Raw genomic sequence first — 26,469 nt, 5'->3', positions numbered from 1 at the left:
TCAATGTTGATGATGAAAGGAGAGCAGACTCTTGAACCTGCAACAGTTGAAAGTGTTTGTGCTGACCGTACAATTGAAAAAGCTCTATCTTGTAGCACAGCAGCTGGAAATTACCCAGCCTACGGTGACGTTTCATTTGAACAAGCTCCAGGAGGAGCTTGGCATCGCCCTGTTCCATACGAAGTCCTATCATGTCATCAAGCTGACCGAGGCAGGCCAGGCCTTCTACCATTACGCCTCCCAGATCCACTCCCTGTCATCGGAGGCCGAAGCGACGATGGACGTGTACCGGGGAACAGCGGCTGGTGTCCTGGCCGTAGGCAGCACCCATACGCCGGCAACCTACCTGCTGCCTCCGCTGCTCAAGCAGCTGAAAGCCAGCAATCCCCGGTTAACCGTAATGCTCGACGTGCGCCCTGCCCCCTTTATTCTGGATAAACTGAAACGGTACGAACTGGATATCGGAATCATCTCCAACACTCGTGTAGACGATCCGGAACTGGTGTCCAAGCCTTTGCTCAAGGATGATCTTGTGCTCATATTTCCCCCGGATCATGCGCTGGCCTCCGCTGGGGAACTGCAGCCCGGCGATCTCGCTGAGCATCCGTTTGTATCGCATGAACCCGGATCGATCAGCAGGCAGCTGATTGATCGATGGGCGGACAGCAACGAGGTTAAGTTTCAGATTTCCCTCGAGGTGTCCGGAACCGAGGCGCTGAAGGCAGCGGTCAAGCATGGCCTGGGCTATGGCATGATTGCAGAGGCCGCCGTGCAGGAGGAGCAGCTGGAAGGCAAGCTGTGTACACGCGCGATTCCGAAGTGGGTGCCCGAGCGCCAGATCTATGCAGTCCGGCACCGGAACAAGCTGATAACACCGGCGCTGCAGGAGTTCTGGAAGAGCCTGGCCGAAGCATTTTCCGAGCAGCGGAAATAATCGATCGACATTCAGCTTATTTCGCATTGATGGAAAAAGGGGTAGAATAGGAAGGAACGGCATGTGTATTGCCTGACCTACTACCATCATTTCAAGGAGGATCTATTCCAAATGAGCGTTGATTATAAAGCATATTTCGAGCAGCATCGCGAAGCCCATCTGAACGAGTTGAAAGAGTGGCTTGCGATCCCGAGCATCTCTGCACTGTCCGAGCATAAGGGCGATGTCGCCCGTGCAGCAGAATGGATTGCCGCCAAGCTGAAAGAAGCCGGGCTTGAGCATGTGGAAATTCATCAGACCGAAGGGCACCCGATTGTGACCGCTGACTATCTGCACGCTGAAGGCAAACCGACCCTTCTCATCTACGGCCACTATGACGTGCAGCCGGTTGATCCGCTTCACCTGTGGCAGACACCGCCTTTTGAGCCGGACATCCGGGACGGCAAGCTGTACGCGCGCGGAGCTACTGATGATAAAGGACAGCTGTTCCTGCATGTAAAGGCTGTGGAAGCGATATTGAAAGAGGAAGGCGAACTTCCGGTCAATATCAAGTTCTGCATCGAAGGCGAAGAGGAAGTGTCCAGCCCGAATCTGCCGCGGTATGTGGATGCCAACAAGGACAAACTGACCGCCGATGCGGTTCTGATCTCGGACACCTCCCTGCTCGCACCAGGCAAGCCAGCCATCTCGACAGGACTGCGCGGCCTTTGCTCGATGGAGCTGACCCTGCACACAGCCAACAGCGATCTTCATTCCGGTACATATGGCGGCGGCGTGCCCAACGCCCTGCATGCAATGGTGTCCCTGCTCGCTTCCCTGCATGACGACAAGGGCCGGGTCAGCGTTGAAGGCTTCTATGACGGTGTGCTGGAGCTGTCCCCGGAAATGCGGGAAGAGTTCGCCAAGCAGCAGTTTGACGAAGAGAAGCTGAAGAAGGATCTGGAGCTTGACGCACTGTTCGGCGAGGAAGGCTACTCCTTCGTGGAACGCGTTGGCGCACGTCCTACACTGGAACTGAACGGCGTATACGGCGGATTCCAAGGGGAAGGCAGCAAGACGGTGATCCCGAGAGAAGCCCATGCCAAAATCACCTGCCGCCTCGTGGCTGACCAGGACCCGCAGGCCGTGCTTGATGCGATTGAGGCCCACCTGAAGGCTCATACTCCTGTGGGTGCGAAGCTTACGTTCAAGCCGAAGGAAAAGGCGTTTGCATTCAACATCGATCCATCTCATCCAATGCTGCAAAAAGCGGCGGACGCGTTCGAGAACGTGTACGGTACACGGGCGCTGTTCACAAAAGACGGCGGCTCAATTCCGATTGTCGAGCGTCTGTCCAGCACGCTGAATGCCCCGGCTGTCATGATGGGCTTCGGTCTGCCGGATGAGAACTTGCATGCACCGAACGAACACTTTAACCTTGAGAATTTCGACAAGGGATTGCTGACCATCGTAGAATATTTGAAGCTGGTATAAGGTGAACCAGCGGCGGGGCCTGCCTCGTGATTCCAAGCCTATAAATTAAAGAAGAATGCCCTTGAGCCAATCACTTCCCTGGCTATTAGGGCATTCTTTTTTTGGGGGCTTGGAAGTTCCTGCCTGGGACCTTTGCATGATTATCCCTTTCGTTCAGGTTGCTGCCAATCTATCTCGGTGTTTTCGTTTTCTGTTTCTGTCCTTGGCCTCGCTCCGCGACCTTGATCTGCCGTCTGCCGTTGATATTCGTCTGCGCTTGATCTCTATCTGTGTTTGATCTCTAATCTCTACCTTGTGCTGATCTCCACCTGTCCTTCATCTCCATCTATGCTTGTTCTCCATATTGAGATTGATCCCCATATTGAGCTTGATCTCCGTCTTATCCATGATCTCTTCGTCTTGAGATCGACACCCTACCGTAAAAGTCTAGTGTTCTTCCTTCGATCTTCTGTTCCCCGTTCACTGTTCTCGGTTCTCAGTTCACTGTTCTCGGTTCTCAGTTCACTGTTCTCGGTTCTCAGTTCGCTGTTCACTGTTCCCCGTTCTCTGTTCACTGTTCACTGTTCTCGATTCTCGGTCACCTGATCAAACGGGATAATCGTGCTAAGCAACCAGCAACAAGGTGTTTATTTGACGCAACCCGTCATATTCAACTCCAAAAAGGGCACATTAACGTATAGCGCATATAAGGAGGGAATGCATTGAAAGCCGTCACTTTTCAAGGCAAAAAGGATATTCAGGTCAAACAGGTGAATGACCCAATGCTGAAAAAAAAGGACGACATCATCATCCGGGTGACGTCGACATCCATCTGCGGTTCGGATCTGCATATATATCAAGGGGTCATGCCTACCGAGCGAGGATACGTTATCGGTCACGAGCCGATGGGGATTGTAGAGGAGGTCGGTCCTGAAGTTACCCTTGTCAAAAAAGGCGATCGGGTCGTCATTCCATCCACCGTATCCTGCGGACAATGCTATTATTGCCAGCATGACCTGGAGAGCATGTGTGATGTCACAAACGACAAAGGCATCGTGGACGGCGGCGGCTATTTGGGACTCGCGAGAAGATATGGAGAGTACCCCGGCGGACAAGCCGAATATCTCCACGTCCCGTACGGGAACTTCATGCCCTTTGTCATTCCTGAATCGTGCGAACTGGAGGATGAGGCGCTTCTGTTATTGTCGGACGTGCTGCCGACAGCGTACTGGAGCGTGGAGCATGCCGGCGTGAAGCCCGGCGATACGGTCGCTGTACTCGGCTCCGGTCCGATCGGGTTGATGACCCAGAAGTTTGCGTGGATGATGGGCGCCAGCCGGGTGATTGCCATTGATCGCGTCCCCTACCGCCTCGCGAAAGCCAAAAGCATGAATCAGGCGGAAGTTTACAATTTCGAAGATTATGACGATATGGGCATGTATATCCGCGAGATCACCAAAGGGGGCGTCGATATTGTCATAGACTGTGTCGGCATGGACGGCAAAAAATCCATGATTGAGAACATCGGTCAGAAATTGATGATTCAAAGCGGGACCATGAGTGCGATCCGAATGGCCATCAAAGCGGTCCGAAAAGGCGGCACCATAATGCTGGCCGGTGTATACGGCGGCGTCTACAACCTGTTCCCGCTGGGCAACCTGTATGAACGAAACATCACGTTAAAGATGGGACTAACCCCAGTCATTCATTACATGCCCGAATTGTATAACCTAATCAACAGCGGACAGATTGACCCGACCGAAATTGTGACACACCGAATGCCCTTGGAACGAGCGGGTGAAGCGTACGAAATGTTTAACAATCGGGAAGAAGGATGCATTAAGGTCATATTGAAACCATAACGAAATCTTCTCAACCCAACCTGCAACTCGCACACGATCACGCAGCTGCTGTACGGCTCTCCAATCTCGCAACCATATTCCGCTCATCACATGTTCGCCCGGTATTCAGAGGGACTGTATCCGACCCTCTGGCGAAAGGTTTTGGAGAAGTAGTTGGCGGATTCGAAGCCTGTTGCGTCCGCAATCTCTTTGATGCTCAGCGTTGATGTTCTCAGCAATATTTTGGCCTGTTCCATCCGTTTGATACTCAGATATTTCTGCGGTGTTGTACCAAAATGACGTTTGAAGTATTTGATAAAATAATTCGGGTGAAGATGAATGGTGGCAGCCATCTGCTCAAGCGTAATTTCCTCGTGCAGATGGTCCTGGATGTATTGCTGCACAATACCAAGCCGCTGCATCTCCCACGTTTTGTCTGGATGAATCGCAGGCGTCGTCCTATCCAAAATACGGGACAAAATATCCAGCACGGCAGACTTCTCCTTCAGCCTGGAGGAGACCGTCTTCTGATGCCTTGCCTGAACCAGTTCGCAGAATACCCCGGTCATGAGCTCAGGGTCAAGCCCGTCATACACGAGCGGAACATCCAGCCAGGAGAACACTTCCGAATCTCCCACCGTGGCTGTAAAATGGCACCAATACTTCAGGAACGGCCGATCGCTGATCGTGGAATATGACTGCTTCGTACCCGCCGGCATCAGAATCAGCTGGCCCGGCCTCGGATACAGCTCCTTATCGCCGATCTTGAGCCACCCCTCCCCATCCACAATCCAGTAGAGTTTATTGTAGTCTATCGTATAATCGAATTCTTTCCATTCCGGCCAGCACTGTGTATACTCCGCTTCCAGCACCTGAACCTGCATATGAAGCAGCATCTGCTGAATCGCTTCCTGTTCGTTCTGCGCTCTCTTCTTCATCTTCGATAATCCTCTAAAGTTATTATAATACCCTTATTAGTTAAGTAATTGTCTATTCATACTACCATATAATTGCTACAATCATGGTCGATAAACCAGGAACAGGGGGACTGATCCCATGACGAATCATACCAATCCCATTATCCAGGAGCGCAAGGAACGTGTACAGTGGTTTGAGCAAGACCGCTTCGGCATGTTTATCCACTGGGGGCTCTATGCCATTCCTGCCCGAGGAGAATGGATTCGCAGCACGGAGAAAATGAGCATCCAGCAGTATCAGACCTATTACGACGAATTCAATCCTGTCCATTACAATCCGCGGGAATGGGCCAAGGCGGCCAAGGAAGCCGGCATGAAATACGCCGTGTTGACAGCCAAGCATCATGATGGCTTCTGCCTGTTTGACAGCAAGCTTACGGACTACAAATCTACCAACACCCAGGCTGGCCGCGATCTGGTCAGAGAATTTCTGGAGGCCTTCCGAGAGGAAGGGCTGAAGGTTGGACTCTATTACTCGCTGATCGACTGGCACCATGAAGACTATCCTGCCTACGGCGACCGCATCCATCCGATGCGGGAGAACGAAGCATTCAAGCGCGACCCGAACACCTTCGGCCGCTACCTGGACTACATGCACGGCCAGGTTCGGGAACTGCTGACAGACTACGGCAAGCTCGATCTTATGTGGTTTGACTTCTCCTATGATGAGATGACCGGAGAGAAATGGCGTGCAACCGAGCTGGTTCAGATGATCCGCGAGCTTCAGCCGCATATCCTTATCGACAACCGGCTAGAAGGCAGCGGCGAGCAGGGCGGAAGCATCTATACTGCCAATCCTTCGATATACAGCGGGGATTTCGCTTCACCGGAGCAGATTATTCCTCCCCGCGGTCTCGTCAATGAACTGGGTGATCCGATTCCGTGGGAAGCCTGCATTACGCTGAACAACAACTGGGGGTACGCCGCAGCGGACCGAAACTACAAATCGGCTACAACGATCATCCGCAAGCTGGTGGAATGCGTAAGCAAGAACGGGAATATGCTGCTCAACGTCGGGCCTGATGCGAAAGGCGCCATCCCTCAGGAAAGCCTGGACATTCTGAAGGAGATCGGGGACTGGATGAAGAAGAACGGGGACAGCATTCACGGCTGCCGGGCCGCCGACTTTCCGAAGCCGGAGTGGGGACGCTATACGCAAAAAGGCAACAAGCTGTACGCCCATCTGTTCGAGGAATCGATCGGACCGATCAGCCTGCCCGGATTGGCAGACAAGATCAAGAGCGCCCGCCTGCTTGCTGACGGCTCCGAAGTGTTCGTTGGCAGACCGTGGAGTGCCGCAGAATTCATAGAGGATGCGTTTATAAGCTTTGCCCGTCCCGAGCATTTCACCTATCCGCTCCCTGATAAGCGCAACACGGTCATCGAGCTGGAGCTGATCATCTGATCATGTCTGATCCCATCTGATCAAGTCTGATCAGGTCTGATCGTCAGGATCAGGATTAATCATAGCTCCAAATCACGTGGATTGTATGAAAGACCGACGATATCACTATGATAGAAGGCCAGCATCAAAGTGAGCATTTGATGCTGGCCTTAAACGTCTAGTATGCGGATCCTTCTCCGTGATCAATCAGAACAGGCATTGTTGGTTCAATAACGTTTCCAGTCTTCTGCATTTTCCCGCGACCCTTATCCCTTGCTTCCGCCTTGCAGACCGAAGCCGCGGGACATAAATCGCTGGGACAGCACATACATCACGATAGCCGGAACGGCATAGAGGACGGAAAATGCCGCCAGACTGCCGTAATCCACCATCCCGTATTGTCCGAAGAACTGGTACAGCTTCAGCGCAGCCGGGAACTTCTCCGGGGATTGCAGCAGAATGTAAGGGACAAAGAAATTGCCCCAGCTGCCGGAGAAGGTAAAGATCGCCACCGTGCAGATTCCGGGCACCATGAGCGGAGCTACTACCCTTCGGATACCGGTCAGCAGCGAAGCCCCGTCCACCCAGGCAGCTTCCTCCATATCCCGCGGTACGGAATCCATAAAATTTTTCATCATCCAAATGCCATAGGGCATCGACGATGCCACATAGAACAGAATGACGCCGCCAATGCTGTCATACAGCTTCAATCCGAGAAACAGCTGATAGACCGGCACCATGACCGCGGTAATCGGAAGCGATGTCATGAACAGAATTGTAAGCATAAACGGTTTCTTGTATTTCATCTGATACCGGGACAGCGGATAAGCGGCCAGCAGCGCCAGCAGCACGACAAGCACGGCTTGGCCAAGCGAAATGACCAGACCGATCAGATATGCCCGCTGATTCTCAGGACTCGTGATAACCTCAACATAATTTCCCATCGTCAGCTGGCTGGGGAGCTTGAGGGACTGCATGGCATTGGGATCAACGGAAGCCACGAGCACCCACAGCAGCGGCAGCAGAAAACAGAGCCCGATTCCGGTCAGTATCGTGTAAGGCAGTATTCGGTAGATGAGCTTTCGTTGCCTGGCATTCATACGAACTCCTCCCTGATTACTCTTTCATCGATCGGATATAGAGCAGACTCAGCACGATGCCGATAAGCAGCAAGAGCAACGAGATGGCTGTTCCGTAGCCGAGCTGATAATTAACAAACGCCTGGTTGTACATAAAGATCGGCAGCGTCATCGTTGAATTGCCCGGCCCGCCGCCGGTCATCGCATAGATAAGGCCAAATACCCCGAGCGTCTGCAGCGTGACCAGCATCGCATTGGTTGTAATGGAGCCTTTAATGTAAGGGATGATGATCGAGGTGAAAATTTTCCACTTGGACGCCCCGTCGACGACGGCAGCCTCCTCAATCTCGCTCGGAACATCGTCCAGCGCTGCCTGAAACACCATCATCGAGAATGCCGTGCCATGCCATATATTCGCCAATATGACCGTCAACATCGGAACGGTAAACAGCCAGGTCACTTCCGAGAATCCAAACGACGTAATGATGGCATTAAGCGTCCCGTCATCCCCGAAAAAGCTGTACAGACACAATGCGCATACAATTTCGGGCGTAACCCAGCCTGCAAGCACGATCGTCCCGATGACACGCCGGAACGTCCGGTTTCGCTGCTTCATCAGCAGCGCAATGAGAAAACCGAGCACCTGCTGTCCGATCACCGCTGATCCGATCAGAAATACGAGCGTGTTCCAGATGCTTACTTTCACCGTAGGATCCTGGAACATGCGGGCATAGTTGTCCAGCCCGACAAATTTCAGCTCCCTGGCCGCTTCCCCTGTCAACGCGAGGTTCGTAAACGAATAGAAGAACGTGAGCAGGATCGGATAGATGAAGAACACCAGCATAATCGCCACGGACGGAAGCAGAAAAAACAGCCAGGTGTAGGTGCTTCTTTTCGGTTTCTGTGAGCCTATCGTCAAGCTGCTCATGAACCTAGCTCCTTTCATGCAGGGAATCGAAATACCGCCTGCTCAGGCGGGTCGCGCTTGAGCAGGCTTCTGTTCTCGTCACTATTTCTCTACAACATTGTCGGCGCCTACGATTCGGGTGACATCCTGGGCATACTTGTTCATCGCATCCTGAGGCGAGGTTCCGGTAGCCACCGCTTCAACCATCGTCTGGATTTGCGTGGATACCTCCGGATACTTCTCCTGCGACGGTCTGAAATCGGCATTTTGCAAATAAGCGGTCGCAATTTCATTGAACGGCATCTGGGTATACCCCGGGTCTTTGGCAACATCGGTACGCACCGTAATATTTCCGGAGCTGGTCACCAGCTTCTGGGTGTTGTCCTTGTTCAATGCATATTTGATGAATTCCCAAGCTTCGTCCTTATTCTTGGAATTGCTCGGAATCGACAATGCCCAGCCTCCGGCCAGCGTAATTGATCCGGGCGGCTGTCCCTCGCTGGTCGGCATCGGGGCAAATCCGAGCACATCTTTATATTCCGGCCAAGGCGCCGCCCCCGTCTCCAGATAATTGCCGGTAATCCAGGAGCCGTCGAGCGAGATCGCCAGCTTTCCTTGCGGCAGATATTCCCGGGAGGCCGTATTGCCGGCCTGACCGTTCAGCACTTTGGACAGCGGCGGACCCAGTCCTTCCTTGTTCACGGTTTCCACGAAGCCCAGCGCGTCAAGGATGCCCTGGCTTTTGATAATCCATTTGCCGCTGGCATCATCATACAGGCGCTCCCCGGTGCCATAGAGCAGCATCTCGTACGTCTGCATGGAGGTCGCCTCCCCGGTAGCCTTGCCCATATTCATCCAGATTGGCACGATATCCGGTGCCTGTTCCTTGATCGTTCTGGCTGCGTTAAGCACTTCCTCCCACGACTTCGGCTGCCAATCCTCAGGAAGTCCTACCTGCTTGAAAATTTCCTTGTTATACCAGAGTCCACGGGAATCCGTGTTGTACGGCACACCGTACACTTTGCCATCGCTGGCAGTCACCCCTTTTTTCATCGCTTCAATAAAGGAACCGTTATTCCAGTCCTCCCAGTCCTGCAAGCGGTCATCCAGCGGCTCCAGATATCCGGCGCTTGCGTCCGAATTCAGGATGAACGTATCCTCGGTGACGATATCAGGTGCGGTCTCCGTGGATTTCAGAGCCAATGCAACCTTGGCAAAATAGTCGCCCTCGGATGCCTGGATCGGCGTCGGCTTGATCTCCACATCCGGGTTCGGGTAACTTGCGGATACCTCCTTCAACCATTTATAGAAGGCCCCGTTCTCTCCGATCCCGTCATCGCGGAAGGTTACCGAGATGACCGTTTTTGCATTTTCTCCCGCCTCCCCCGTTTCCGGCGAACCGGGTTCAGACGACTGTCCCCCGCCCGCGCATCCAAACAACAGTGACAAACTGAGTGCCGATGATATCAGCATCAGTCCCCTTTTGCCGCCTTTCATTCTGTTCCCTCCTTTAGTCCATTGACCGTCACTTCTTTGGCATTTTGTTGTATCCGCTTACAGAAAGCGTCTACTAAAATATATTGATGGGATTGTGAAGATATTCGGAACTTTTTAGGGGAACGGATAGGAAGATGGCTGTCATGCATCAGCAGAGCAGTGCTCCGAACAACAGAAAAAAGCCGCAACACTGCGGCTTTCCAAGCTTTCGCATCATCACATTGGCACCAACAATTCCGTTGCTGGATAGAGCGATGGCTTTCTTACAATCAGGTATATTATGGTTTAAATTGTAATAGATGTTATATATTCTTTTAGTAGGGAATCACGTTCTGCCTCGCTTCCGTCTGGCATGAAGTCTTTCATTCCTGCGGCACCTGGTTCACATCTGTACACAGCACATTCCAGCGGTGGCCATCCGGATCGGCAAATCCGGCTCCGTACATCCAGCCCTGGGCCTGAGGCTCGCTGAAGATCGTCCCCCCGGCTTTTACCGCCTGGCCGATAACTTCGTGAACGCGCTCCCGGCTGCCTACATCGATAGATAACAACGCTTCCACACCTGTGCCGCTCACTTCCGCCGGGGCATGACCGGTGAAGGTTGAGAATGCCGCCTCAGGAAGAAGCATCACCAGCACTTGGTTATCGCCCAGCAGCAGAGCTGCCGTATCGTCCCGGTCAACATACTCGGGATGGAACGTAAATCCAATCTCCTTATAAAACTGTCTTGACCGATCCAGGTTCTCCACAGGCAGGTTAACCCAAAATTCATTTGGCATGAGTTATTCTCCTTCTTGATATAAGATGGCATGTTCAGCTTCACGATGTCTCTATCATTTTTACCCGGCTGCAACCATTACATAACAAACGAAAAAATAATAGAAACGATGACCATACCATTCCCCGCCTGCTTACATCTAATATACTGTGGACAATGCTGGGATGCTTCATAATCCAGCATGCCCCAAATCGATCAAGGTGGTGGATATATGAGCACAATCAGCAAGCTTCCAGCTTACGGTACCTGCTGCCTCGTTCCTCGTCCAGGCAAGAGCAGCGCGTCTCTTCCCTACTCCAGCAACTGGAGCGGATATGTCCTCACAGGCAGAAAAGGGAAGTACAGCTGCATCTCCGGAGAATGGACAGTTCCTTTCGTTCTGCCTACTTCACGCTCTTCCTACTCTTCGGCCTGGGTCGGAATTGACGGCTACAACAACAGCAGCCTGATCCAGACCGGTACCGCGCATCACTTCGTAAACGGCACCGCGCAGTATTATGCCTGGTGGGAGATTCTCCCCAGCTACGAAACCCGTATCTCCTTGCCGGTGAGACCGGGCGATGTTATGCGCGCTTATATTGCCAAATTAAAAGGCAGCAAGTGGCTGATCCGCCTGCAAAACCTGAGCCGGGGCTGGACCTTCAAAACGGTGCAGAGCTATCATGGTCCGCAAACCTCGGCTGAATGGATTGTGGAGGCGCCCACCGTGAACGGGAGCCAGTCCAGCCTTGCTCGACTTTCCCCTGTCGCTTTCGTCCGCAGCCGTGTGAATGGCTGCAACCCGAAGTTCACCCCTTCGCAGAGGATCGGGATGCTGCAACATCATCGCATCGTATCTCTCCCATGCAAACCGTCACCTTCGGGAAGCTCTTTTGTCGTGAAAAACCAGGTCCGCGCATAACTTGCCCTGGACAAGACAAACGCCGCATCATCAGGGATGATCGCGGCGTACATAGCGCTATATCGCCGGCCCGGCACCTTCGGATGCCAGGGCCGGACCTCTAATGCCAGGGGGCTGAATTACGCCCCGCCCGCTTTACAGCAAACCGGATTGTTTGACTGTCGCCAGGAACTCCTGAAACTCCGGAATGTTCAGCTGCTGGGCAGCATCGGACAGTGCGGTCGCCGGATTCGGATGCACCTCCACCATAATGCCGTCGGCGCCTGCAGCCAGCCCGGCTTTCGCACATGGAGCCAGAATATCCTTCCGGCCTGTGGAATGCGTCACATCGACCAGCACCGGCAGATGCGTCTCCTGCTTCAGAATCGGCACAGCCGAGATGTCCAGCGTGTTGCGCGTGGCCTTCTCATAAGTTCGAATGCCGCGTTCAATCAGCATGACCTGCGTGTTGCCGCGGGACACGATATATTCAGCCGCATGGACGAACTCATCAATCGTCGCCGCAAGACCGCGCTTCAGCAGAATCGGGGTCTTGACGTCGCCCGCTGCCTTCAGGAGCTCGAAGTTCTGCATGTTTCTAGCCCCGATCTGAATGACATCGATATATTCACAGGCCAGCTCAACATGCGCCGGATCCACAATTTCACTGATCGTTTTCAGCCCGAATTCGGAGGCAACCTCCTTCAGAATTTTCAGACCTTCAATACCCAGCCCCTGAAAATCGTACGGCGACGTTCTCGGCTTGAAGGCTCCGCCGCGCATCACGGTAATGCCCGCCTCCTTGAGCGCTGCAGCCACCTGGCGCACCTGCTCATAGCTTTCCACAGAGCACGGTCCAGCGATCATAACCGGCTGTCCGCCACCAATGGCGGTCTCGCCCAACTGGATCACCGTATCCTCCTGCTTCTTCTTGCGGCTGACCAGCAGATGCTTCTTATGCTCGACCTGCTGCAGCTTGAGCGAAGCCTGGAAAATCTGCTTGAACAGATGGCGGACCGTTTCATTATCGAACGGCCCTCTATTGTTCTCCACCAAGCTATCCAGCATTTTCTTCTCACGGACCGGATCATAGTCAGGCACGCCCTGCTTCTGCTTCTCTTCCCCAATCTCCTGAACCAGCTGTGCCCGCTCCGACAGCAGTGCAAGCAGCTGCAAATTGACGGAATCGAGCTGGGAGCGCAGCTCCTCCAAACGACCTTCATTAATATTCATAACGGTTTCTCTCCTTCACTCATTATTATTTATCTGAAAATCAAAAAGACTCCTGTCCGTCAAGGGACGAGGAGTCGTGGTACCACCCTTATTAGATATGTGCGTCCATCGTATTCACCGCAGCATATCTCACTTGAGCCTCTTAACGCGAGGTGGACGGATATCCCTACCGCAGCGCAATCGCACCGCTATCAGGATACCAGCTCAGGAATGAACTTCGGCAGCAGACGCTTCGCCCGGGCGCTCTCAGTCGGTGGCAGCCCTTTCCTGTCGGGAAGTTCCGGTGCTTACTCTTTCCTTCATTGCTTGTATAACATATCATGTCATGAATTTATAATGCATTGTAATACACTCGGAATGGTATTGCAAGGGTTTCTTGAAAAATGGTTTCAAGCCCGGTTTGCTCGGCTGCTGTCCTTGTCGCTAGCGATGCTAGCCTGATGTGACACTGCTCCCTTCCTCACTGGTTTCCCCCAATAAGTAAACAGGCGCCACACATATTCTAACGGGCCGATCGGGAAGAGGCGCAGCCATAGCATGCTGAAGATCACCTGCGCGGCATAGACCGCCAGGGCAATAAGCATCTGGATTCCAACGTCCACGGTGCCGTACAGCGCCAAGCCGTAGCTATAAAAGATAAAGCCACAAATAACCGATTGCATGAGATAGTTGGTGAAGGCCATTTTACCCGGATAGGAAAAGACCCGCAGCACCTTCTGGCACCGCTTGTTCTGATACAACAGCGCAAATAGCGAAATATAGGCCAGTGACATCAGGGGCGCGCCAACGAACAGCATAACGGCCTCCATGGCAAACGACAGCTCCGTCCATGCCATCGCCAGCTGCGCGGCAAATCCCAAGACGCCTCCGATCCAAGCCAATCTAACGAACAGCGCCCGGTGCCCGGCAACGTCATGCAGAAACCTGCGCTTGCCGAAATACATGCCTAACAGAAACAAACCCAGCACTTGGGGATAAAACAGAATCATGTTAAAAATCGAGGCGATGAAGTCGTTCAGCCTTTGCCCCAAAATCTGCCCCGCATCTCCAGCGCCATAGATCGCCGAATCCTTCGCTTGATAATAGAGCGCCGTCTGCTGCATTTCTTCCCCGCTCAATGTGGTGAATTGCGGATCGCCAGATGAAGCCAGGCTGCTGATCACGACCAGCACCGGAACGATCAGTTGCAAAATGAGCGACCAGATAAGCAGCGTTTTCGGCTTGCGCTTGATAAACAGCAGCAGCAGGAAGCCGAGAATCGCATAATGCGTCAAAACGTCGCCATACCATATCAGCATGCCGTGAATCAGACCGATCACCAGCAAGGCCGTCAGTCTCCGGGCATAAACACGACGGAAGCTCAGCCCCTTCGCCTCGCAGCTGTTCTGGAGCAATACCGCCCCCAAACCGAACAGAAACGAGAAGATCAGAATAAATTTGCTGTTGATGAAAATGTCCTTCAGCATGCCAAGCGCTTCATTGTACCCGCCAGTCCACAGGTCCACGCCAAACGAAATCGTCTGGAGCGATGTCGTGAAAAAAAGAATGTTTACCAGAAATATGCCCAATAAAGCAAATCCCCTCAAGCTGTCTATGAGTGTAATTCTTTGCTGCCGTACGTCTGTCATGTCGATCATCCTTCCACAATGTTGGTCCATGCAAGGTTAATCCATAAGCATAAAGAATTTATAAAGCCGCATGTATGCGCTCCTGAATCGCTGTGATAGCTCTTATCTGGGGTTAGCTCCGGGCCCTTTCTTTATCGCTTCTTTAGAAAATCCATGTATACTAGGATGAAGTTAACCGATCTCATAGACTGACGGAGGATCTGTATGACTCAAGAACGTATATTGCTAGTGGACGACGAAGAGGAAATTATCGCTTTTATGAAAGACGCATTGGAGCGGGAGGGATATCAGGTATTCACCGCCGCAAACGGCCGGGAGGCGCTGGAATTAAGTCAGCTTCAGCCTGAGCTGATCCTGCTAGACGTGATGATGCCCGAGCTGGATGGCTTTGAGACATGCCGGCGGCTCCGGGAATTTACGCAGTGTCCGATCGTGTTCCTGAGCGCTTGCCAGAGTGAAACCGATCGCATTCAGGGGCTGGCGGCGGGCGGCGATGATTATCTGTTAAAGCCGTTCAGCCTGGCGGAGCTGAAAGCCCGAATTCACGCTCACCTGCGACGGGAGAAGCGGGGACTCACGCCCCAGGACCAGAGCGTTCTCCGCTTCCATTCCTTAACCATTGACTGCAAAGGCTATACGGTAAACGGGAATGGTCAGGATATCTCACTAACCAACAAGGAATTTAAAATTGTAGAGCTGCTGGCCATGCATCCGGGGCAGGTGTTTACGCGGGAGCAAATCTACGAGAAATTGTGGGGTTGGGACGCTGAAGGCGACGATGCAACTGTCACCGAGCATATCAAGAAAATCCGGGCCAAATTCGCGGCCTGCATCCCGGATCGCACTTATATACAGACCGTATGGGGCATCGGATATAAATGGGAGGTCAAATGAGCAGACAGCGGCCGGTCAAAAGTATATTCATCCGCAGCTTTCTGTCGGTGCTGTCGCTCAGCCTGATCGCAACACTTCTTACCTGGGGGCTGCTGGCTGCTCTGGTCAGCTTTCTGTTTCAGCATGAGGTGCTGCGTCCAGCCAATTATTACGAGAAGCAGATTCCGGCTATCGAGCATTTTGCCAATTCGAAAGGAGCGCTCCTGCTGAGCCTGGAATCACAGGCCGAGCTGGAACAGCTGATTCCTTCTTCCGGCATATCCTATGGCGTTGTGGCTAGCAAAGGGCAATTTCTCTACGGAGACCCCGCGATCACCAAGCGATGGAATCAGGATGCAGCAGCCGTTCAAGTGACTCCGGCGAATTGGATCGGGGGAAATATTACGAGGTCTGTGCCGATTCATGACCATAACGGGGAACAGGTAGGTACGCTATTGCTGGAATATTCGCTCAGGATGACCGCTGTCAATCCTGGTCTTAGTCCCTGGATTAACAGTGGCGTTCTGTTCTTGTTCCTGACTCCCTTTCTTTACATCGCGCTGTTCACCTATCTGTTCGGCAAACAAATCAGCCGAATGATCAGCCGGCCGCTGCAACAGCTGCTGGATGGAGCTGGCCGGATCAAGGAGCGGAACCTTCATTTTTCGATGAGCGAGAGCTCCCCGGTTACCGAGATGAATGAGCTGACGGTTGCTTTTGAGGAGATGCGAAAGGAGCTGGCGCAATCCTTGGAGAGGGAATGGAAGCAAGAGCAGGAGCGCAAGACGATGTTCGCTGCACTTGCCCATGATTTGCGCACCCCGCTTACGATTATCCAGGGCCATGTCGAAGGGCTTGAGGAAATGAATAGAGGCAGCAAGGAATCTCCAGTCTCCCAATACTTGAACGTGATTAAGAGGAACACCGCCAATGCTGCCCATTTGCTGAAGGATATGAACACCATCGCTGAGCTTGAACATATGTCCTTTCATCTTCAGCCGATCCCAATGGATATAGAGGAATTTATAGAGGAGAAAACCATCGAGTACAAAGCGCTGTGCGCTGATAAGAACATCACGTTTACAGCAGCATGCCAGGATGAACGGACGTCTGTTCAGCCCATTCTGTTCGATCCATACCGGATCGCACAAATTCTGGACAACCTCGTGGCCAACAGCATCCGTCATACACCGGCAGCCGGGACCATCACCTGGAGCATCGAGATGAACGAGCATCAAGTGAAGATGGCGATCTCTGACACAGGTAACGGATTTGACAGCCAGGAGCTGAAGCAAGTGTTTGAACGATTCTATCAAGGGCAAGGACGTGCCCCAAGGCAGAAAGGACATGCCGGCCTCGGCCTCTATATCGCCAAATTGCTCGTCTCCCATCACGGCGGTCAGATTACCGCAGCGAATCATCCGGAAGGCGGAGCGATGGTCTCCTTCTCATTTCCGCTGCGGACCGATTCTTCCTCTATCTTAAGCCGATAGAGCGCCTTGTTCTCAAGTCCGCGAATCATCGGCGTCCACGGTTCGGATGGCGCGGTCGTATCGAGGGCGTCCTCCACCATCTGAAGCTTGGCGTCCATCATATCGATATAGTGCAGCGCCACCGCTTCCGCCGTTTGAGGCTGAACAGGGCTGCCCCATTCGCCGAGATTGTGATGGGACAGCACCAGATGCTGCAGCCCGAGCACCAGCTCGGAATCCAGCGAAATGCCGTGATAGATGGCCGCCTCGACGATCCAGCCGGATGCAAGCGCAATATGCCCGATCAGCTTGCCCTGATTGCTGTAATCCGTCACGATGCCCATCTGGGCGATCATTTCCTCCGGCTTGGCAATATCGTGCAGAATGATGCCGGCCTTGATCAGATCCGGATTGAGGAACGGGCGCTGCTTGCAGATGAAATCGCCGATCTCAAGCATGCGGACAATATGATAGGCGAGCCCGGCGAAATAAGCATGATGATAGGACTTCGCAGCCGGATAATGCATCAGCTTGTCCTCCACCTTATCAGCGCAATACGTCACAATCATGCGAATCTCCTCATGCGCAATGCTCTTGATCGCCAGTTTGATCGTATGGAGCAGATCGACAGGGCGAAGCGGGGCGGCTTTCACATAATCGGTGATCGACACTCCGTCATCGTCTGTTGCCCTGCGTATGCGGCTTATTTTGACTTGAGGCTGATCCCGGTAGCTTTGCACCGTTCCCTGGATTTTGACCAGCTGCATTGGAAAAAACGTCTCTTTATCCTGGATCGTCACATCCCAGTATTTCGCAGAAATTTGCCCGGTCGCATCCGACAGCACAATGTCAAAATAATCCTTCGGCGGTGTACCGCTCGTTTGTCTTAGGTTCAGTTCCTTCAACAAATAAAAGCCCACGAATTCATCCTGAATGCGGAGTTGGTTAATCGGTTTCATAGGTCCCCTCCCATGCTGTTACAGGGGGCTTCAGCTGTGCCATGCCTCCCCGAACAGCCTGCAGCGAAGCTGACAGGCCTACACCCTATTATAACGGCAGATCCGCGTTTCGGCATCCGCCCGTCTGCATCCAGGAAGAGACAGCCACGCAAACGGCATGGCTCCGCACTGATCTCCGTGCTGAAGTTAACGCCCGCCCAGCAGCTTCCTCCGAACGGCGCCGATCAGCAGGACAAGTAGCGGAATGGCTATCAAATGAAGCATGGCATACCCAACCCATACATTCTGGATAATATCCGAGACATACACGGTGTTGATGTACGTGTTCCAGGATACGATGATAAAGATGATCGACAGCGGATAAATCAACGAACGCTGTTCCTTCAAGCCGAATACGCTCTGCAAGCCTTCAAGAATGGACAGGAACAAGAGGGAGATTTTAAGGAAGAAGGTCAATACCCATAATGTAATTAAAATCCCTTCCACCCGCTGAAAAAAGTTGCCGACGTTAATCGTTTTGGCCAGGGCGAATGCCGGAAATGTGCTGTTCTCCGTCTGCTCGATGCCCATCACAAGCACGCTCAGTGTCGTGATGATCGCAAGTACAACTTCACCGCTAAATGCGCCAAGCACATAGGCCCGCTCACCGTCCTTTCTTTTGTTGACCAACGAAAAAAACACCAGCAATACAATCAATTCCTGAAACATCGAGGAATGGAGCCCCGCTGTCAATACAGGCCCCCAGCCCTCCTCAAGCACCGGTTTAATATAATCCCATTCAATCTGTGGAATGAGCCCCAACACAAGAACCAGAAACAGAAATACGATCCAGGGAAAGGCAAGCTCACCGACCCTGGCCAGTATAATCGGCCCCATCCGGGCACAAATGACCGCCGAGAGCAAGAACAACAGCTGAATCACTTCCGTTGGCGTCTCCGGCATAATCTCGCTCGTCAGAAAAAAGCCCAGGTTCCCAAGCAGCGTGCCTGTCAAAATCAAAAAGTAGAACAGGTACAGCAGATTGAGCGCCTTACCCAACACTTTGCCGAGAACTTGCTCATGGATCTCGAAGATCGTCTTTCCCGGGTAGAGACGAACGATTCCGATATACATCAGAACCATCAGCAGATTGATCAGGAGGCTGAATATCGAAGCAATCCAGGCGTCCTCTCGCGCTGTATGCACCTGCCCCGACGGGGTGACGAGAATCGAGGTTCCAACCGTCAGACCGAAGGTCATAATATAAAATTGTCGGGAGGAAATCTGCTTCTGTCTGGCCATATGTCACCTTCCTCCTACCGTCATGGCATCCAGGCGCTGATAGGCTGCATAACCGCTTTGATCCAGTCCAGCGGCCTCATGCCTGGCACCTCCAGCGCATCTCCAAGCATCGTTATGACCGCCAGCCCCCAAATCGTTAAAAAGACGAGCATATCCCGCATCGCGTGGAGTTTCCGTATGCGCCTAATGCCGTTCACGAGCGAGACGAGCAGTACAATCGAGAGCAGCATGTGCCAATTCATGGTTCATCGACCTCCTCATTGATCGGCTGCACAATCGATCCGATCCGCCGGATTGCCACATTGGCATTCACCTGAATCTGAACGGTTCTGAAACGTTCATCCCAGTTATCCCGATACTTCTTCCATACCTTCGGGTGTTGACGATGAAGCGCCTCGCCGAAGCCGAATACGTCGGCACCGTACTCCGACTGCACATACCGTATGTGCTTGGCAATGTTCGTATTGAATCTGTCCTCGATTCGCTTCTCCAGGTCTGTGATCACATCCGGGGAATCCAGTTTCATCGCGCATTCAACCGCACTGAGATTGGCTTCGATCTCCATCTCGAGCCGAAACTCGGGCTCCCCCTTCTCATTCAGGTGAGCATGGGTGGTGCTGTCAGCCCGATGAATCTCGTATGCGGCGACCCCTCCGCCTGCACATTCAATATCCCCGACGGTGGTTACGACTCGATTAAGGATATAGTTCACCCCTTTGCTGCGGGACTCATCCAGCCAACCGACAAGCCGGTCCCGCTTGAACACAGCCAATCCTGCATGCTGTATCATCGTATCCGGTTGAATCTTCTTCACATTTTCGACGTTCCGTCCTTGCTGCACACTTCCTCTCAACTGCACGCCAGACAGCACCGGATCCGATCCATCCCGCTTTAGCTCCGTAATGAACATCTGCAGAGTAATTTTTCCGGTGGCTGCCCATCTTTTTTGGGAGATCAGAATGGAAGAGAAGAGGGAGTTGGCCGGAATATATTCGAACGGGGTTATAACCTCCAGAATGTCCGAGGCGCGTCCTCCCTTCGCCACAAGCAGAAAGAAATCCCTCCGCAGCTCATGATTCCGCGATATGAAGTCCATCGTATTCCCAACGCCCTGTCTTGCCAGTTCTTCCCCGAAAATCAGCACTCTGAGATGCGACAGATACAAGGCACGCGGCGCCATGCTCAGCATGCGCTGAAGCGCGTCAGGGATGGTCTTCCCAACCGACGTGTACGTAATGACAGGCAGACTCCCCATGGAAGAACTGTTCTGCTTGGCCCCGGTCTCACTGGCGTTGAGCACCTGAGCCGACACCGCATAGCCATCCTCATGGGTATCGATTCCCAAGGCCATGACCACGGCAAGCTCATTCAGCTCTTTGCGGCTCCAGCATCCGGAAGTGATGGTTACACTAACGAGCATGATGATCACTAGAATCCGTTTACCAATCATATCGATGTCCTTCTCCTGTTGAAATGGGCAGTGTGGTGTCGAAGTCTGGGATCCTGTATCAGGATTTGAGCTTACGCAAATACTTTTTCTTGGTCCGTTGAGACAGCCTGAGCAGCGCATCCTTCTGGCCTCTCCAGCTGAACGGAGCAAACGTAGACATATAAGGGACGCCCATCGATTCGAGACTGCTCAGATGCAGCCCCAGTATGATCAATCCGATAATCATGCCGTACAAGCCAAACGATGCCGCAATGCCCATCATGACAAAGCGCAGCATCCGGGCCGAGATGCCCACGTTAAAGGCTGGCAGCGCAAAGTTCGCGATCGCCGTAATCGAGACCACGATCACCATTCCGGCGGAGACGAGACCGGCCTCAACTGCCGCCTGGCCGATCACCAGTGTGCCTACGATGGAGACGGATTGACCGATGGACTTGGGCAGACGGATGCCCGCCTCGCGCAATATCTCGAAGGTAATCTCCATAATGAGCGCCTCAACAAAGGCCGGAAACGGCACGCCCTCCCGCTGCCCAATCAGGCTTGTCAGCAGATTGGTCGGCAGCATCTCCTGATGAAATGTCGTGATCCCAATATAGAACGAAGGTGTCAACAGCGCGATCCCGAAGCACAGATACCGCAGCAGTCGAAGCAGGCTTGAGAAATCACCCCGTTGGTAATAGTCCTCGCTGGACTGGAAAAATTGGGCGAACAGCGCCGGAACGATAAGCACGAACGGTGTGCCGTCCACGAAGATGGCAATCCGGCCTTCCAGCAAGGCGGATGCCACCACATCCGGGCGCTCGGAATTGTATACGGTCGGAAACGGGCTATACTTCTGATCCTGGATCATTTCTTCGATATAGTTGCTCTCCAGGACACTGTCCAGTTCGATAGCATCCATTCGCCTGCGCAGCTCCTCAAGCACATCGACATGGCACAGCCCTTCGATATACATGATGGCCACCTGCGTGTTGGTCTGCTCGCCGATCTTCCGCTGCTCTAGCCGAAGATTCGGATTCTGAATGCGGCGCCTGACGAGCGCTGTATTTTCGCGCAGGGCTTCGGTAAAGCCTTCACGCGGCCCCCGGACCACCGATTGGGAGGTCGCTTCCTCCACCCCGCGCTGCTTCAGCGACTCTGTCCCTGCGTACAGCACCGAGCCTACACCGTCCACAAACAGGATCGAGTTGCCGCTCAGCAGCTTCTCCATCATGTCGGAGAACGTGGCCGCCTCCCCAACCTTGCCCATCGTGATGGTCCGTTCCTTAAGCACTCGGTAGCGGTCGCCCGGCGTCTGCTCACCCTCCCCTTCGAAGAACAGCCAGTCCTGATGAATGGCTTCGAGCAGATCAATCGGGTCTCCGAGCCCATCCATATACAAAATAACCGCCGGAGCAGAGCCCAATGCGATCTCACGCCACACGATATCCGGACTCTCTCCTAAGCGGTTGTTGACTTCCTTCATGAACTGGGGAAGGGAATCCGGCAAGTGGTCCAGCTTCTTTCCTGCCTCGTCGGTTTGCCTCATATCGATGGCCCCCTTGTACGGTCATTTGCAATATGGGAGTATCGCTTTCTTACCATCCCCTCATTTGGAAAATAATATGCGGTTTTTCGTTTCATATCGGGTGCGATACTGTCTTGGCGTCATGCCGGTCCACCGTTTAAACGCGTTCTGAAAGGCGCTGGGCTCCGAGAAATGAAGCGCGTAAGCAATCTCCCCGATCGAGAACTCCTCCCGTTTCAAATAGCTGACCGCAAGCTCTTGCCGGACACGAACCGACAACTCGTTGAAGGTGGTCCCTTCCTCCTTCAATTTAATCTGCAGGCTTCTGACGCTCATCCCGAGTGCACGGGCCGTTTCCTGCAATGTCGGAAGCCCGGTTAACAGACTCTTTTTCAACCAGCGGATCACTTGCTCTGTCAGCACCCCGTCCGCCGTTAATTCCGATCTCGTCTCCTGTGCCAGCTGCTCGAACACCTGCAGTATTCTCGGGTCTGAATAGAGCACCGGATAATCCAGAACTTCGGCGTGAATCCTCAGCACGTTGCCGGCCCCGAATTTCGGCATCAGTCCGAACATGTCCACATACGGCTTCGTATTCTCGGTGGCATCATGCATGAATTCCACCCCGATGAGCGGAATCGGACGGTTGCTGAGACGTCTCATCAGCTCATACACCGAACTGGCCATATCCTCCACACACTGGCGGGACGAGACTCCCGCTTCGTTCAGACAGAGATGAAGCACACATTCCCGGTCTCGAAGCTCCCATTCCAGCTCAAAACTGCTGCTCAGAATGACATAGAATCTCTGGTAAGCCGCGAGGGCGTCCGCAATCGTCGTCGAATGCATCATCACATAGCCGAGCACCCCCAGATCCGCTAGCTCCAGCAGTCGGCCCTGATGCAGTCCGAAATGCTCATCCTTCGTATAATCAGCGGCTGCCTTCATCAGACGCTCCAGTTCCGCATCCGGAATACGGGCCTCCACATCCTGAAGCAGCCCCGAATCGAAAGAAGCATATTCGCAAAACCGCTCGGCGTCAAAGCCTCTTCGAACCATCGATTTCATAATGGGATATACCATAGAGATAGCCACGTCCCGACTCGCCACACCGCTTCCCCCTTTGCGCCATTTTGCAATTTTAATGCGCGATTGATCATTTCGCCGACGATCATTTCACTTTATTCTCATTATAGATGATACAGCGCCTCATAACCTAACACCTGGAGGGCAAGAGCTGTTATAGGAGGAGAAGACGATGAGTGGACCTAAAAATATAGTCATCATTAACGGACACCCCGATCCGGAGAGCTTCTGTCTGGCATTGGCGGATGCTTATTCGGAGGGAGCAGCCCATATAGACGGCACCGAGGTGCGCCGCATCGACTTGAGTCAAGCTGACTTCAACCCGAACCTGAAGTACGGCTACCGCAAACGAACCGAGCTGGAGGATGAACTGCGCGAGGCTCAGGCCTTGATCCGCTGGGCAGACCATCTCGTCTTCGTATACCCGACCTGGTGGGGGGCGCCGCCCGCGATATTGAAAGGGTTCATCGACCGGGTATTCCTGCCGGGGTTTGCATTCAAGTACCGCGACAATTCTCCGTTATGGGATAAGCTGCTCACCGGCAAATCCGCACGCCTGATCGTGACGATGGATACCCCTTCGTGGTATAACCGCCTCATCTATTGGCGTGCGGGACATCTGGTCATGAAGCGAAATGTGTTGAAGTTTTGCGGGATCAAGCCGGTGCGCGTGACCGAGGTTGCGCCTGTCAAGCCGTCCACCGCGCAGCAGCGGGCCAAGTGGCTGGAGCAGGTAAAGCAGCTTGGGGCCCGGCGCAAGTAGGCAAGGCGATGGATGCACGTCTGGATGGACCACTATTCTCATTAACGGACGATCCCCTCAATGTACAAAGAGGTCTGCCCCACGTAAAACCTGGGCAGACCTCTTTCCTGCAAGCAGACGGAACTCGGAGCTTTATTCTCCCGCGTCCGCTAGACGCTTTCTGTTATCCTAAGCTCAGCATGGGAGAGATCCTGCGAGCTGCCGCCAATCCCGATCCTGACCGCACAGGGCTCGGCCGTAAACTTCATCGCCCGGTTCCAGAAGGCCAGCTCCTCCATGCCGAGGTGAAAGGTAACCTCACGCTCTTCGCCAGGAGCAAGCTCCAGCTTCCGGAAGCCTTTCAGCTCGGCCAGACGGCGTGTGATGCCTGACTCGCGGGCCGAAATGTACAGCTGGACGGTTTCCGCTCCGGTGCATTCACCTGTGTTCTTCAATCGAACCGCCGCCGTAATCTGTCCGCCCTTCGCTAGCTCGGCGACTGAAATCTTCCGCTGGGATAGCCGGATCTCCCCGTACTCCAATGCTGTGTAGCTAAGCCCATAGCCGAAAGGATACAGCGGCGCAGACGGCATATCCACATAAACTCTTGGCCGACCGGGATCCTTCTGGTTGTAGTATACAGGCAATTGTGCCGCCGAGCGCGGGATAGATACCGGCAGCTTGCCGCTCGGATTCGCCTGTCCGAACAGCAGCTGCCCCACAGCTGCCCCTCCCTCAGGGCCGGGATACCATGCGCACAACACCGCTCCACAATGCTGAGCGACCTCGGTTATCGCATGCGGACGGCCTTGAATCAGCACCGCGACAACCGGCGTCCCCGTAGCCGAAACCTCTTGGACGAGCCGCTGCTGAAGGCCGCCCAGGGACAGATCGGCCAGATCCACGCCTTCTCCGCAGTCCATCTCGGACGGATTGCCGGCATCGCCTTCAGGAACGATGGCTTCGCCGTTGCTGTCGAACGCGCCGTCAAAGCGGCGGGCGCTGCTGCCTCCAAGCACCAATACGCAGAGGTCGGCGGTCTTCGCCGCCTCAACAGCCTCGGCCAATCCCTCCTCGGACAGATCACGGATACCGCAGCCTTTGGCATACACGATGTCCGTCTCTGCAGGTGCGGCCATGCGAATGCCTGCAAGCACGGTCGTACCGCTGCCTTCCCGCTGGACGCTCGTGTAATCGCCAAGCTGATTGTACAGCTGATCGGCATTCGGGCCGATTACCGCGATGCGGCGGTGCTTCTTGCGGATCGGCAGCAGACCGCCCTCGTTCTTAAGCAGAACCGCAGATTCGAGCGCCACCTGCCGGTTCACCTCCCGGAACTCGGGACGCCCGACAACGGCGATCGGACCGTTCTCGTTCACATAGGGACGGTCGAACAGGCCGAGCCGGAACTTCAGACGCAGCACCCGCTCTACCGCCCGGTCGATGTCAGGCTCCGGGACCAGCCCTTGATAAACGGCTTCCTCCAGCGTCGTGAACGCCTTGTCCCACAGGCTGAGATCAACGCCGGACGCCAAGGCGAGCGCAGCGGCCGATTCATGGCTGCCCGTCAGTGCCAGCAGCCGGTCAATCGCGCAGCCATCGGCCATAACGACGCCGTCAAAGCCCCATTCCTCGCGCAGAATGCCTGTCAGCAGCTGCTCATTCGCGTGGCAAGGCACACCGTCGATCTCGTTGTACGCCGCCATGAATGCGACGGCGCCCGCCTCCTTCCCGGCCTTGGCGGCGGGAAGATGGATCTCGCGCAGCTCGCGCTCCCCGATCGGAGCCGGCCCTGCATTGCGGCCGCCCTGTGCGGTGCCTTGGGCACACAGATGCTTGAGCACGACCGCGACCTTGTCAGTCTCGGCCAGCTGCTCCAGCCTCTCGCCCTGCATTCCCCGCACGACAGCCTCCGTGAACCGTGACGCAAGATATGGGTCCTCGCTGTAGCATTCCTCGGACCGCCCCCAGCGCGGATCATGCAAAATATCCAGCGCAGACACCAAGCCCACATGCGCGCCGCGGCTGCGAATTTCGGCGGCCGCAAAGCCGTAGGCTTGCGCCAGCAGCGCCGGATTCCAGGTCGCGCCCGCGGCCAGGTTGACCGGCAGCAGAGTGCCGTCCAGCGCCTGATGGCCGTGCGGACATTCCTCTGTAAGCAGCACCGGAATGCCAAGCCGGGAATGCTCCATCACATACCGCTGCACCTGATTGGCCACTTTGGCGCTTTCCGCCGCCGGAATGCCGTTGCCGTAGTGGACGCCAGACCACGGATCGCTGCGGAACAAGCCGTAGAGCGCGCCCATTCCGCTGCCCCAGGCCACCTCCGCTTTGAATTCTTCCGTCAGCTCGAAGCGGTCTCCCTGTTTAACGTAAGCGTTCCATCCATACATACGCTGGTTCAGCTGTCCTACCTTCTCCGTCAGCGTCATTCTTCCAAGCAGATCCCGAACCCGTTCTTCGATCGGCGCTTGGGCAGACTTATATAGTTCCATGATGCGTTCCCCCG

Annotated in this window: 22 protein-coding genes; 8 read left to right on the top strand and 14 right to left on the bottom strand. The window is 54.0% G+C overall.

What is annotated here, in order from left to right:
• Nucleotides 1–31: 31 nt before the first annotated feature.
• The 3 genes from CHH75_RS08305 (at nt 32) to CHH75_RS08295 (ending at nt 4,248) form a co-directional block, all read left to right on the top strand.
• Nucleotides 32–934: a LysR family transcriptional regulator gene (locus CHH75_RS08305; RefSeq protein WP_095397936.1), complete on the top strand. Its 903-nt coding sequence runs from the start codon at nt 32–34 to the stop codon at nt 932–934.
• Nucleotides 935–1,045: 111 nt separating this feature from the next.
• Nucleotides 1,046–2,407: a dipeptidase gene (locus tag CHH75_RS08300; RefSeq protein ID WP_095397935.1), complete on the top strand. Its 1,362-nt coding sequence runs from the start codon at nt 1,046–1,048 to the stop codon at nt 2,405–2,407.
• 701 nt (nt 2,408–3,108) lie between these two features.
• A complete protein-coding gene (locus tag CHH75_RS08295) occupies nt 3,109–4,248 on the top strand; it encodes a zinc-dependent alcohol dehydrogenase (protein WP_095397934.1) in 1,140 nt (379 codons plus the stop codon).
• An 86-nt stretch (nt 4,249–4,334) separates the two neighbouring features.
• Here the strand turns inward: CHH75_RS08295 and CHH75_RS08290 are convergent, their stop codons facing one another.
• On the bottom strand, nt 4,335–5,165 hold the full coding sequence (locus CHH75_RS08290) for an AraC family transcriptional regulator (RefSeq protein WP_095397933.1): 831 nt from the start codon (nt 5,163–5,165) through the stop codon (nt 4,335–4,337).
• 118 nt (nt 5,166–5,283) lie between these two features.
• Here CHH75_RS08290 and CHH75_RS08285 point away from each other — a divergent pair, with 118 nt between their 5' ends.
• Nucleotides 5,284–6,609: an alpha-L-fucosidase gene (locus tag CHH75_RS08285; RefSeq protein ID WP_095397932.1), complete on the top strand. Its 1,326-nt coding sequence runs from the start codon at nt 5,284–5,286 to the stop codon at nt 6,607–6,609.
• Nucleotides 6,610–6,854: 245 nt separating this feature from the next.
• Here CHH75_RS08285 and CHH75_RS08280 read toward each other — a convergent pair whose 3' ends face one another.
• From CHH75_RS08280 to CHH75_RS08265, 4 genes are all read right to left on the bottom strand, one after another.
• Nucleotides 6,855–7,688, bottom strand: a complete 834-nt coding sequence (locus tag CHH75_RS08280) for a carbohydrate ABC transporter permease (RefSeq protein WP_095397931.1) — start codon at nt 7,686–7,688, stop codon at nt 6,855–6,857.
• A gap of 16 nt (nt 7,689–7,704) precedes the next feature.
• Nucleotides 7,705–8,595 (bottom strand): carbohydrate ABC transporter permease, encoded by an 891-nt coding sequence (locus CHH75_RS08275; protein ID WP_095263907.1) that lies wholly within the window; start codon nt 8,593–8,595, stop codon nt 7,705–7,707.
• 81 nt (nt 8,596–8,676) lie between these two features.
• On the bottom strand, nt 8,677–10,071 hold the full coding sequence (locus tag CHH75_RS08270; RefSeq protein ID WP_095263906.1) for an ABC transporter substrate-binding protein: 1,395 nt from the start codon (nt 10,069–10,071) through the stop codon (nt 8,677–8,679).
• 362 nt (nt 10,072–10,433) lie between these two features.
• Nucleotides 10,434–10,850, bottom strand: a complete 417-nt coding sequence (locus CHH75_RS08265) for a VOC family protein (RefSeq protein ID WP_095263905.1) — start codon at nt 10,848–10,850, stop codon at nt 10,434–10,436.
• A 210-nt stretch (nt 10,851–11,060) separates the two neighbouring features.
• Between CHH75_RS08265 and CHH75_RS08260 the strand changes: the two genes are divergently transcribed.
• Nucleotides 11,061–11,750, top strand: a complete 690-nt coding sequence (locus tag CHH75_RS08260) for a G1 family glutamic endopeptidase (protein WP_176475497.1) — start codon at nt 11,061–11,063, stop codon at nt 11,748–11,750.
• 135 nt (nt 11,751–11,885) lie between these two features.
• Here the strand turns inward: CHH75_RS08260 and CHH75_RS08255 are convergent, their stop codons facing one another.
• Together CHH75_RS08255 and CHH75_RS08250 are read right to left on the bottom strand one after the other, a co-directional pair.
• Nucleotides 11,886–12,962 (bottom strand): bifunctional 3-deoxy-7-phosphoheptulonate synthase/chorismate mutase, encoded by a 1,077-nt coding sequence (locus tag CHH75_RS08255; RefSeq protein WP_155617701.1) that lies wholly within the window; start codon nt 12,960–12,962, stop codon nt 11,886–11,888.
• Between the two features lie 389 nt (nt 12,963–13,351).
• Nucleotides 13,352–14,590, bottom strand: a complete 1,239-nt coding sequence (locus CHH75_RS08250; protein WP_095397929.1) for a DUF418 domain-containing protein — start codon at nt 14,588–14,590, stop codon at nt 13,352–13,354.
• 204 nt (nt 14,591–14,794) lie between these two features.
• Between CHH75_RS08250 and CHH75_RS08245 the strand changes: the two genes are divergently transcribed.
• Nucleotides 14,795–15,484 (top strand): response regulator transcription factor, encoded by a 690-nt coding sequence (locus CHH75_RS08245; protein WP_095263902.1) that lies wholly within the window; start codon nt 14,795–14,797, stop codon nt 15,482–15,484.
• Nucleotides 15,481–16,956 (top strand): HAMP domain-containing sensor histidine kinase, encoded by a 1,476-nt coding sequence (locus CHH75_RS08240; protein ID WP_095263901.1) that lies wholly within the window; start codon nt 15,481–15,483, stop codon nt 16,954–16,956. The genes CHH75_RS08245 and CHH75_RS08240 overlap by 4 nt, the downstream gene beginning before the upstream one ends.
• Here CHH75_RS08240 and CHH75_RS08235 read toward each other — a convergent pair.
• The 6 genes from CHH75_RS08235 to CHH75_RS08210 form a co-directional block, all read right to left on the bottom strand.
• Complete coding sequence (locus CHH75_RS08235; protein WP_095263900.1) at nt 16,881–17,894, bottom strand: 3'-5' exoribonuclease YhaM family protein; 1,014 nt, start codon at nt 17,892–17,894, stop codon at nt 16,881–16,883. The genes CHH75_RS08240 and CHH75_RS08235 overlap by 76 nt on opposite strands.
• A gap of 186 nt (nt 17,895–18,080) precedes the next feature.
• Nucleotides 18,081–19,175, bottom strand: a complete 1,095-nt coding sequence (locus tag CHH75_RS08230) for a GerAB/ArcD/ProY family transporter (RefSeq protein ID WP_095397928.1) — start codon at nt 19,173–19,175, stop codon at nt 18,081–18,083.
• Between the two features lie 20 nt (nt 19,176–19,195).
• Nucleotides 19,196–19,417, bottom strand: coding sequence for a hypothetical protein (locus CHH75_RS08225; RefSeq protein WP_095263893.1), 222 nt, complete (start codon nt 19,415–19,417; stop codon nt 19,196–19,198).
• Nucleotides 19,414–20,625, bottom strand: a complete 1,212-nt coding sequence (locus CHH75_RS08220) for a Ger(x)C family spore germination protein (protein ID WP_095263892.1) — start codon at nt 20,623–20,625, stop codon at nt 19,414–19,416. Before CHH75_RS08220 ends, CHH75_RS08225 begins: the two co-directional genes overlap by 4 nt.
• A gap of 58 nt (nt 20,626–20,683) precedes the next feature.
• Nucleotides 20,684–22,153 carry a spore germination protein gene (locus tag CHH75_RS08215; protein WP_095263891.1) on the bottom strand — a complete coding sequence of 490 codons (1,470 nt, stop codon included), beginning with the start codon at nt 22,151–22,153 and terminating at the stop codon, nt 20,684–20,686.
• A gap of 60 nt (nt 22,154–22,213) precedes the next feature.
• On the bottom strand, nt 22,214–23,227 hold the full coding sequence (locus tag CHH75_RS08210) for an AraC family transcriptional regulator (protein ID WP_369680146.1): 1,014 nt from the start codon (nt 23,225–23,227) through the stop codon (nt 22,214–22,216).
• 163 nt (nt 23,228–23,390) lie between these two features.
• Between CHH75_RS08210 and CHH75_RS08205 the strand changes: the two genes are divergently transcribed.
• Nucleotides 23,391–23,981: an NAD(P)H-dependent oxidoreductase gene (locus CHH75_RS08205; protein ID WP_095263889.1), complete on the top strand. Its 591-nt coding sequence runs from the start codon at nt 23,391–23,393 to the stop codon at nt 23,979–23,981.
• Between the two features lie 149 nt (nt 23,982–24,130).
• Here the strand turns inward: CHH75_RS08205 and CHH75_RS08200 are convergent, their stop codons facing one another.
• Entirely contained in the window at nt 24,131–26,455 is a 2,325-nt protein-coding gene (locus tag CHH75_RS08200) for a glycoside hydrolase family 3 N-terminal domain-containing protein (RefSeq protein WP_095263888.1), read from the bottom strand.
• Nucleotides 26,456–26,469 lie beyond the last annotated feature (14 nt).

The sequence above is a fragment of the Paenibacillus sp. 7541 genome, assembly GCF_002276395.1.
Taxonomy (GTDB): Bacteria; Bacillota; Bacilli; order Paenibacillales; family Paenibacillaceae; genus Paenibacillus_AQ; species Paenibacillus_AQ campinasensis.
Note: the sequence above shows the minus strand (reverse complement) of the source record. Positions and strands in the feature narration are given on the sequence as shown.

Coding starts and splice junctions, on each gene's coding strand:
- CHH75_RS08260 (WP_176475497.1), top strand. CDS start 11,061: ATGAGCACAATCAGCAAGCTTCCAGCTTACGGTACCTGCTGCCTCGTT.
- CHH75_RS08265 (WP_095263905.1), bottom strand. CDS start 10,850: ATGCCAAATGAATTTTGGGTTAACCTGCCTGTGGAGAACCTGGATCGG.
- CHH75_RS08225 (WP_095263893.1), bottom strand. CDS start 19,417: ATGAATTGGCACATGCTGCTCTCGATTGTACTGCTCGTCTCGCTCGTG.
- CHH75_RS08275 (WP_095263907.1), bottom strand. CDS start 8,595: ATGAGCAGCTTGACGATAGGCTCACAGAAACCGAAAAGAAGCACCTAC.
- CHH75_RS08235 (WP_095263900.1), bottom strand. CDS start 17,894: ATGAAACCGATTAACCAACTCCGCATTCAGGATGAATTCGTGGGCTTT.
- CHH75_RS08245 (WP_095263902.1), top strand. CDS start 14,795: ATGACTCAAGAACGTATATTGCTAGTGGACGACGAAGAGGAAATTATC.
- CHH75_RS08300 (WP_095397935.1), top strand. CDS start 1,046: ATGAGCGTTGATTATAAAGCATATTTCGAGCAGCATCGCGAAGCCCAT.
- CHH75_RS08250 (WP_095397929.1), bottom strand. CDS start 14,590: ATGACAGACGTACGGCAGCAAAGAATTACACTCATAGACAGCTTGAGG.
- CHH75_RS08270 (WP_095263906.1), bottom strand. CDS start 10,071: ATGAAAGGCGGCAAAAGGGGACTGATGCTGATATCATCGGCACTCAGT.
- CHH75_RS08200 (WP_095263888.1), bottom strand. CDS start 26,455: ATGGAACTATATAAGTCTGCCCAAGCGCCGATCGAAGAACGGGTTCGG.
- CHH75_RS08255 (WP_155617701.1), bottom strand. CDS start 12,962: ATGAATATTAATGAAGGTCGTTTGGAGGAGCTGCGCTCCCAGCTCGAT.
- CHH75_RS08290 (WP_095397933.1), bottom strand. CDS start 5,165: ATGAAGAAGAGAGCGCAGAACGAACAGGAAGCGATTCAGCAGATGCTG.
- CHH75_RS08240 (WP_095263901.1), top strand. CDS start 15,481: ATGAGCAGACAGCGGCCGGTCAAAAGTATATTCATCCGCAGCTTTCTG.
- CHH75_RS08285 (WP_095397932.1), top strand. CDS start 5,284: ATGACGAATCATACCAATCCCATTATCCAGGAGCGCAAGGAACGTGTA.
- CHH75_RS08220 (WP_095263892.1), bottom strand. CDS start 20,625: ATGATTGGTAAACGGATTCTAGTGATCATCATGCTCGTTAGTGTAACC.
- CHH75_RS08205 (WP_095263889.1), top strand. CDS start 23,391: ATGAGTGGACCTAAAAATATAGTCATCATTAACGGACACCCCGATCCG.
- CHH75_RS08280 (WP_095397931.1), bottom strand. CDS start 7,688: ATGAATGCCAGGCAACGAAAGCTCATCTACCGAATACTGCCTTACACG.
- CHH75_RS08230 (WP_095397928.1), bottom strand. CDS start 19,175: ATGGCCAGACAGAAGCAGATTTCCTCCCGACAATTTTATATTATGACC.
- CHH75_RS08215 (WP_095263891.1), bottom strand. CDS start 22,153: ATGAGGCAAACCGACGAGGCAGGAAAGAAGCTGGACCACTTGCCGGAT.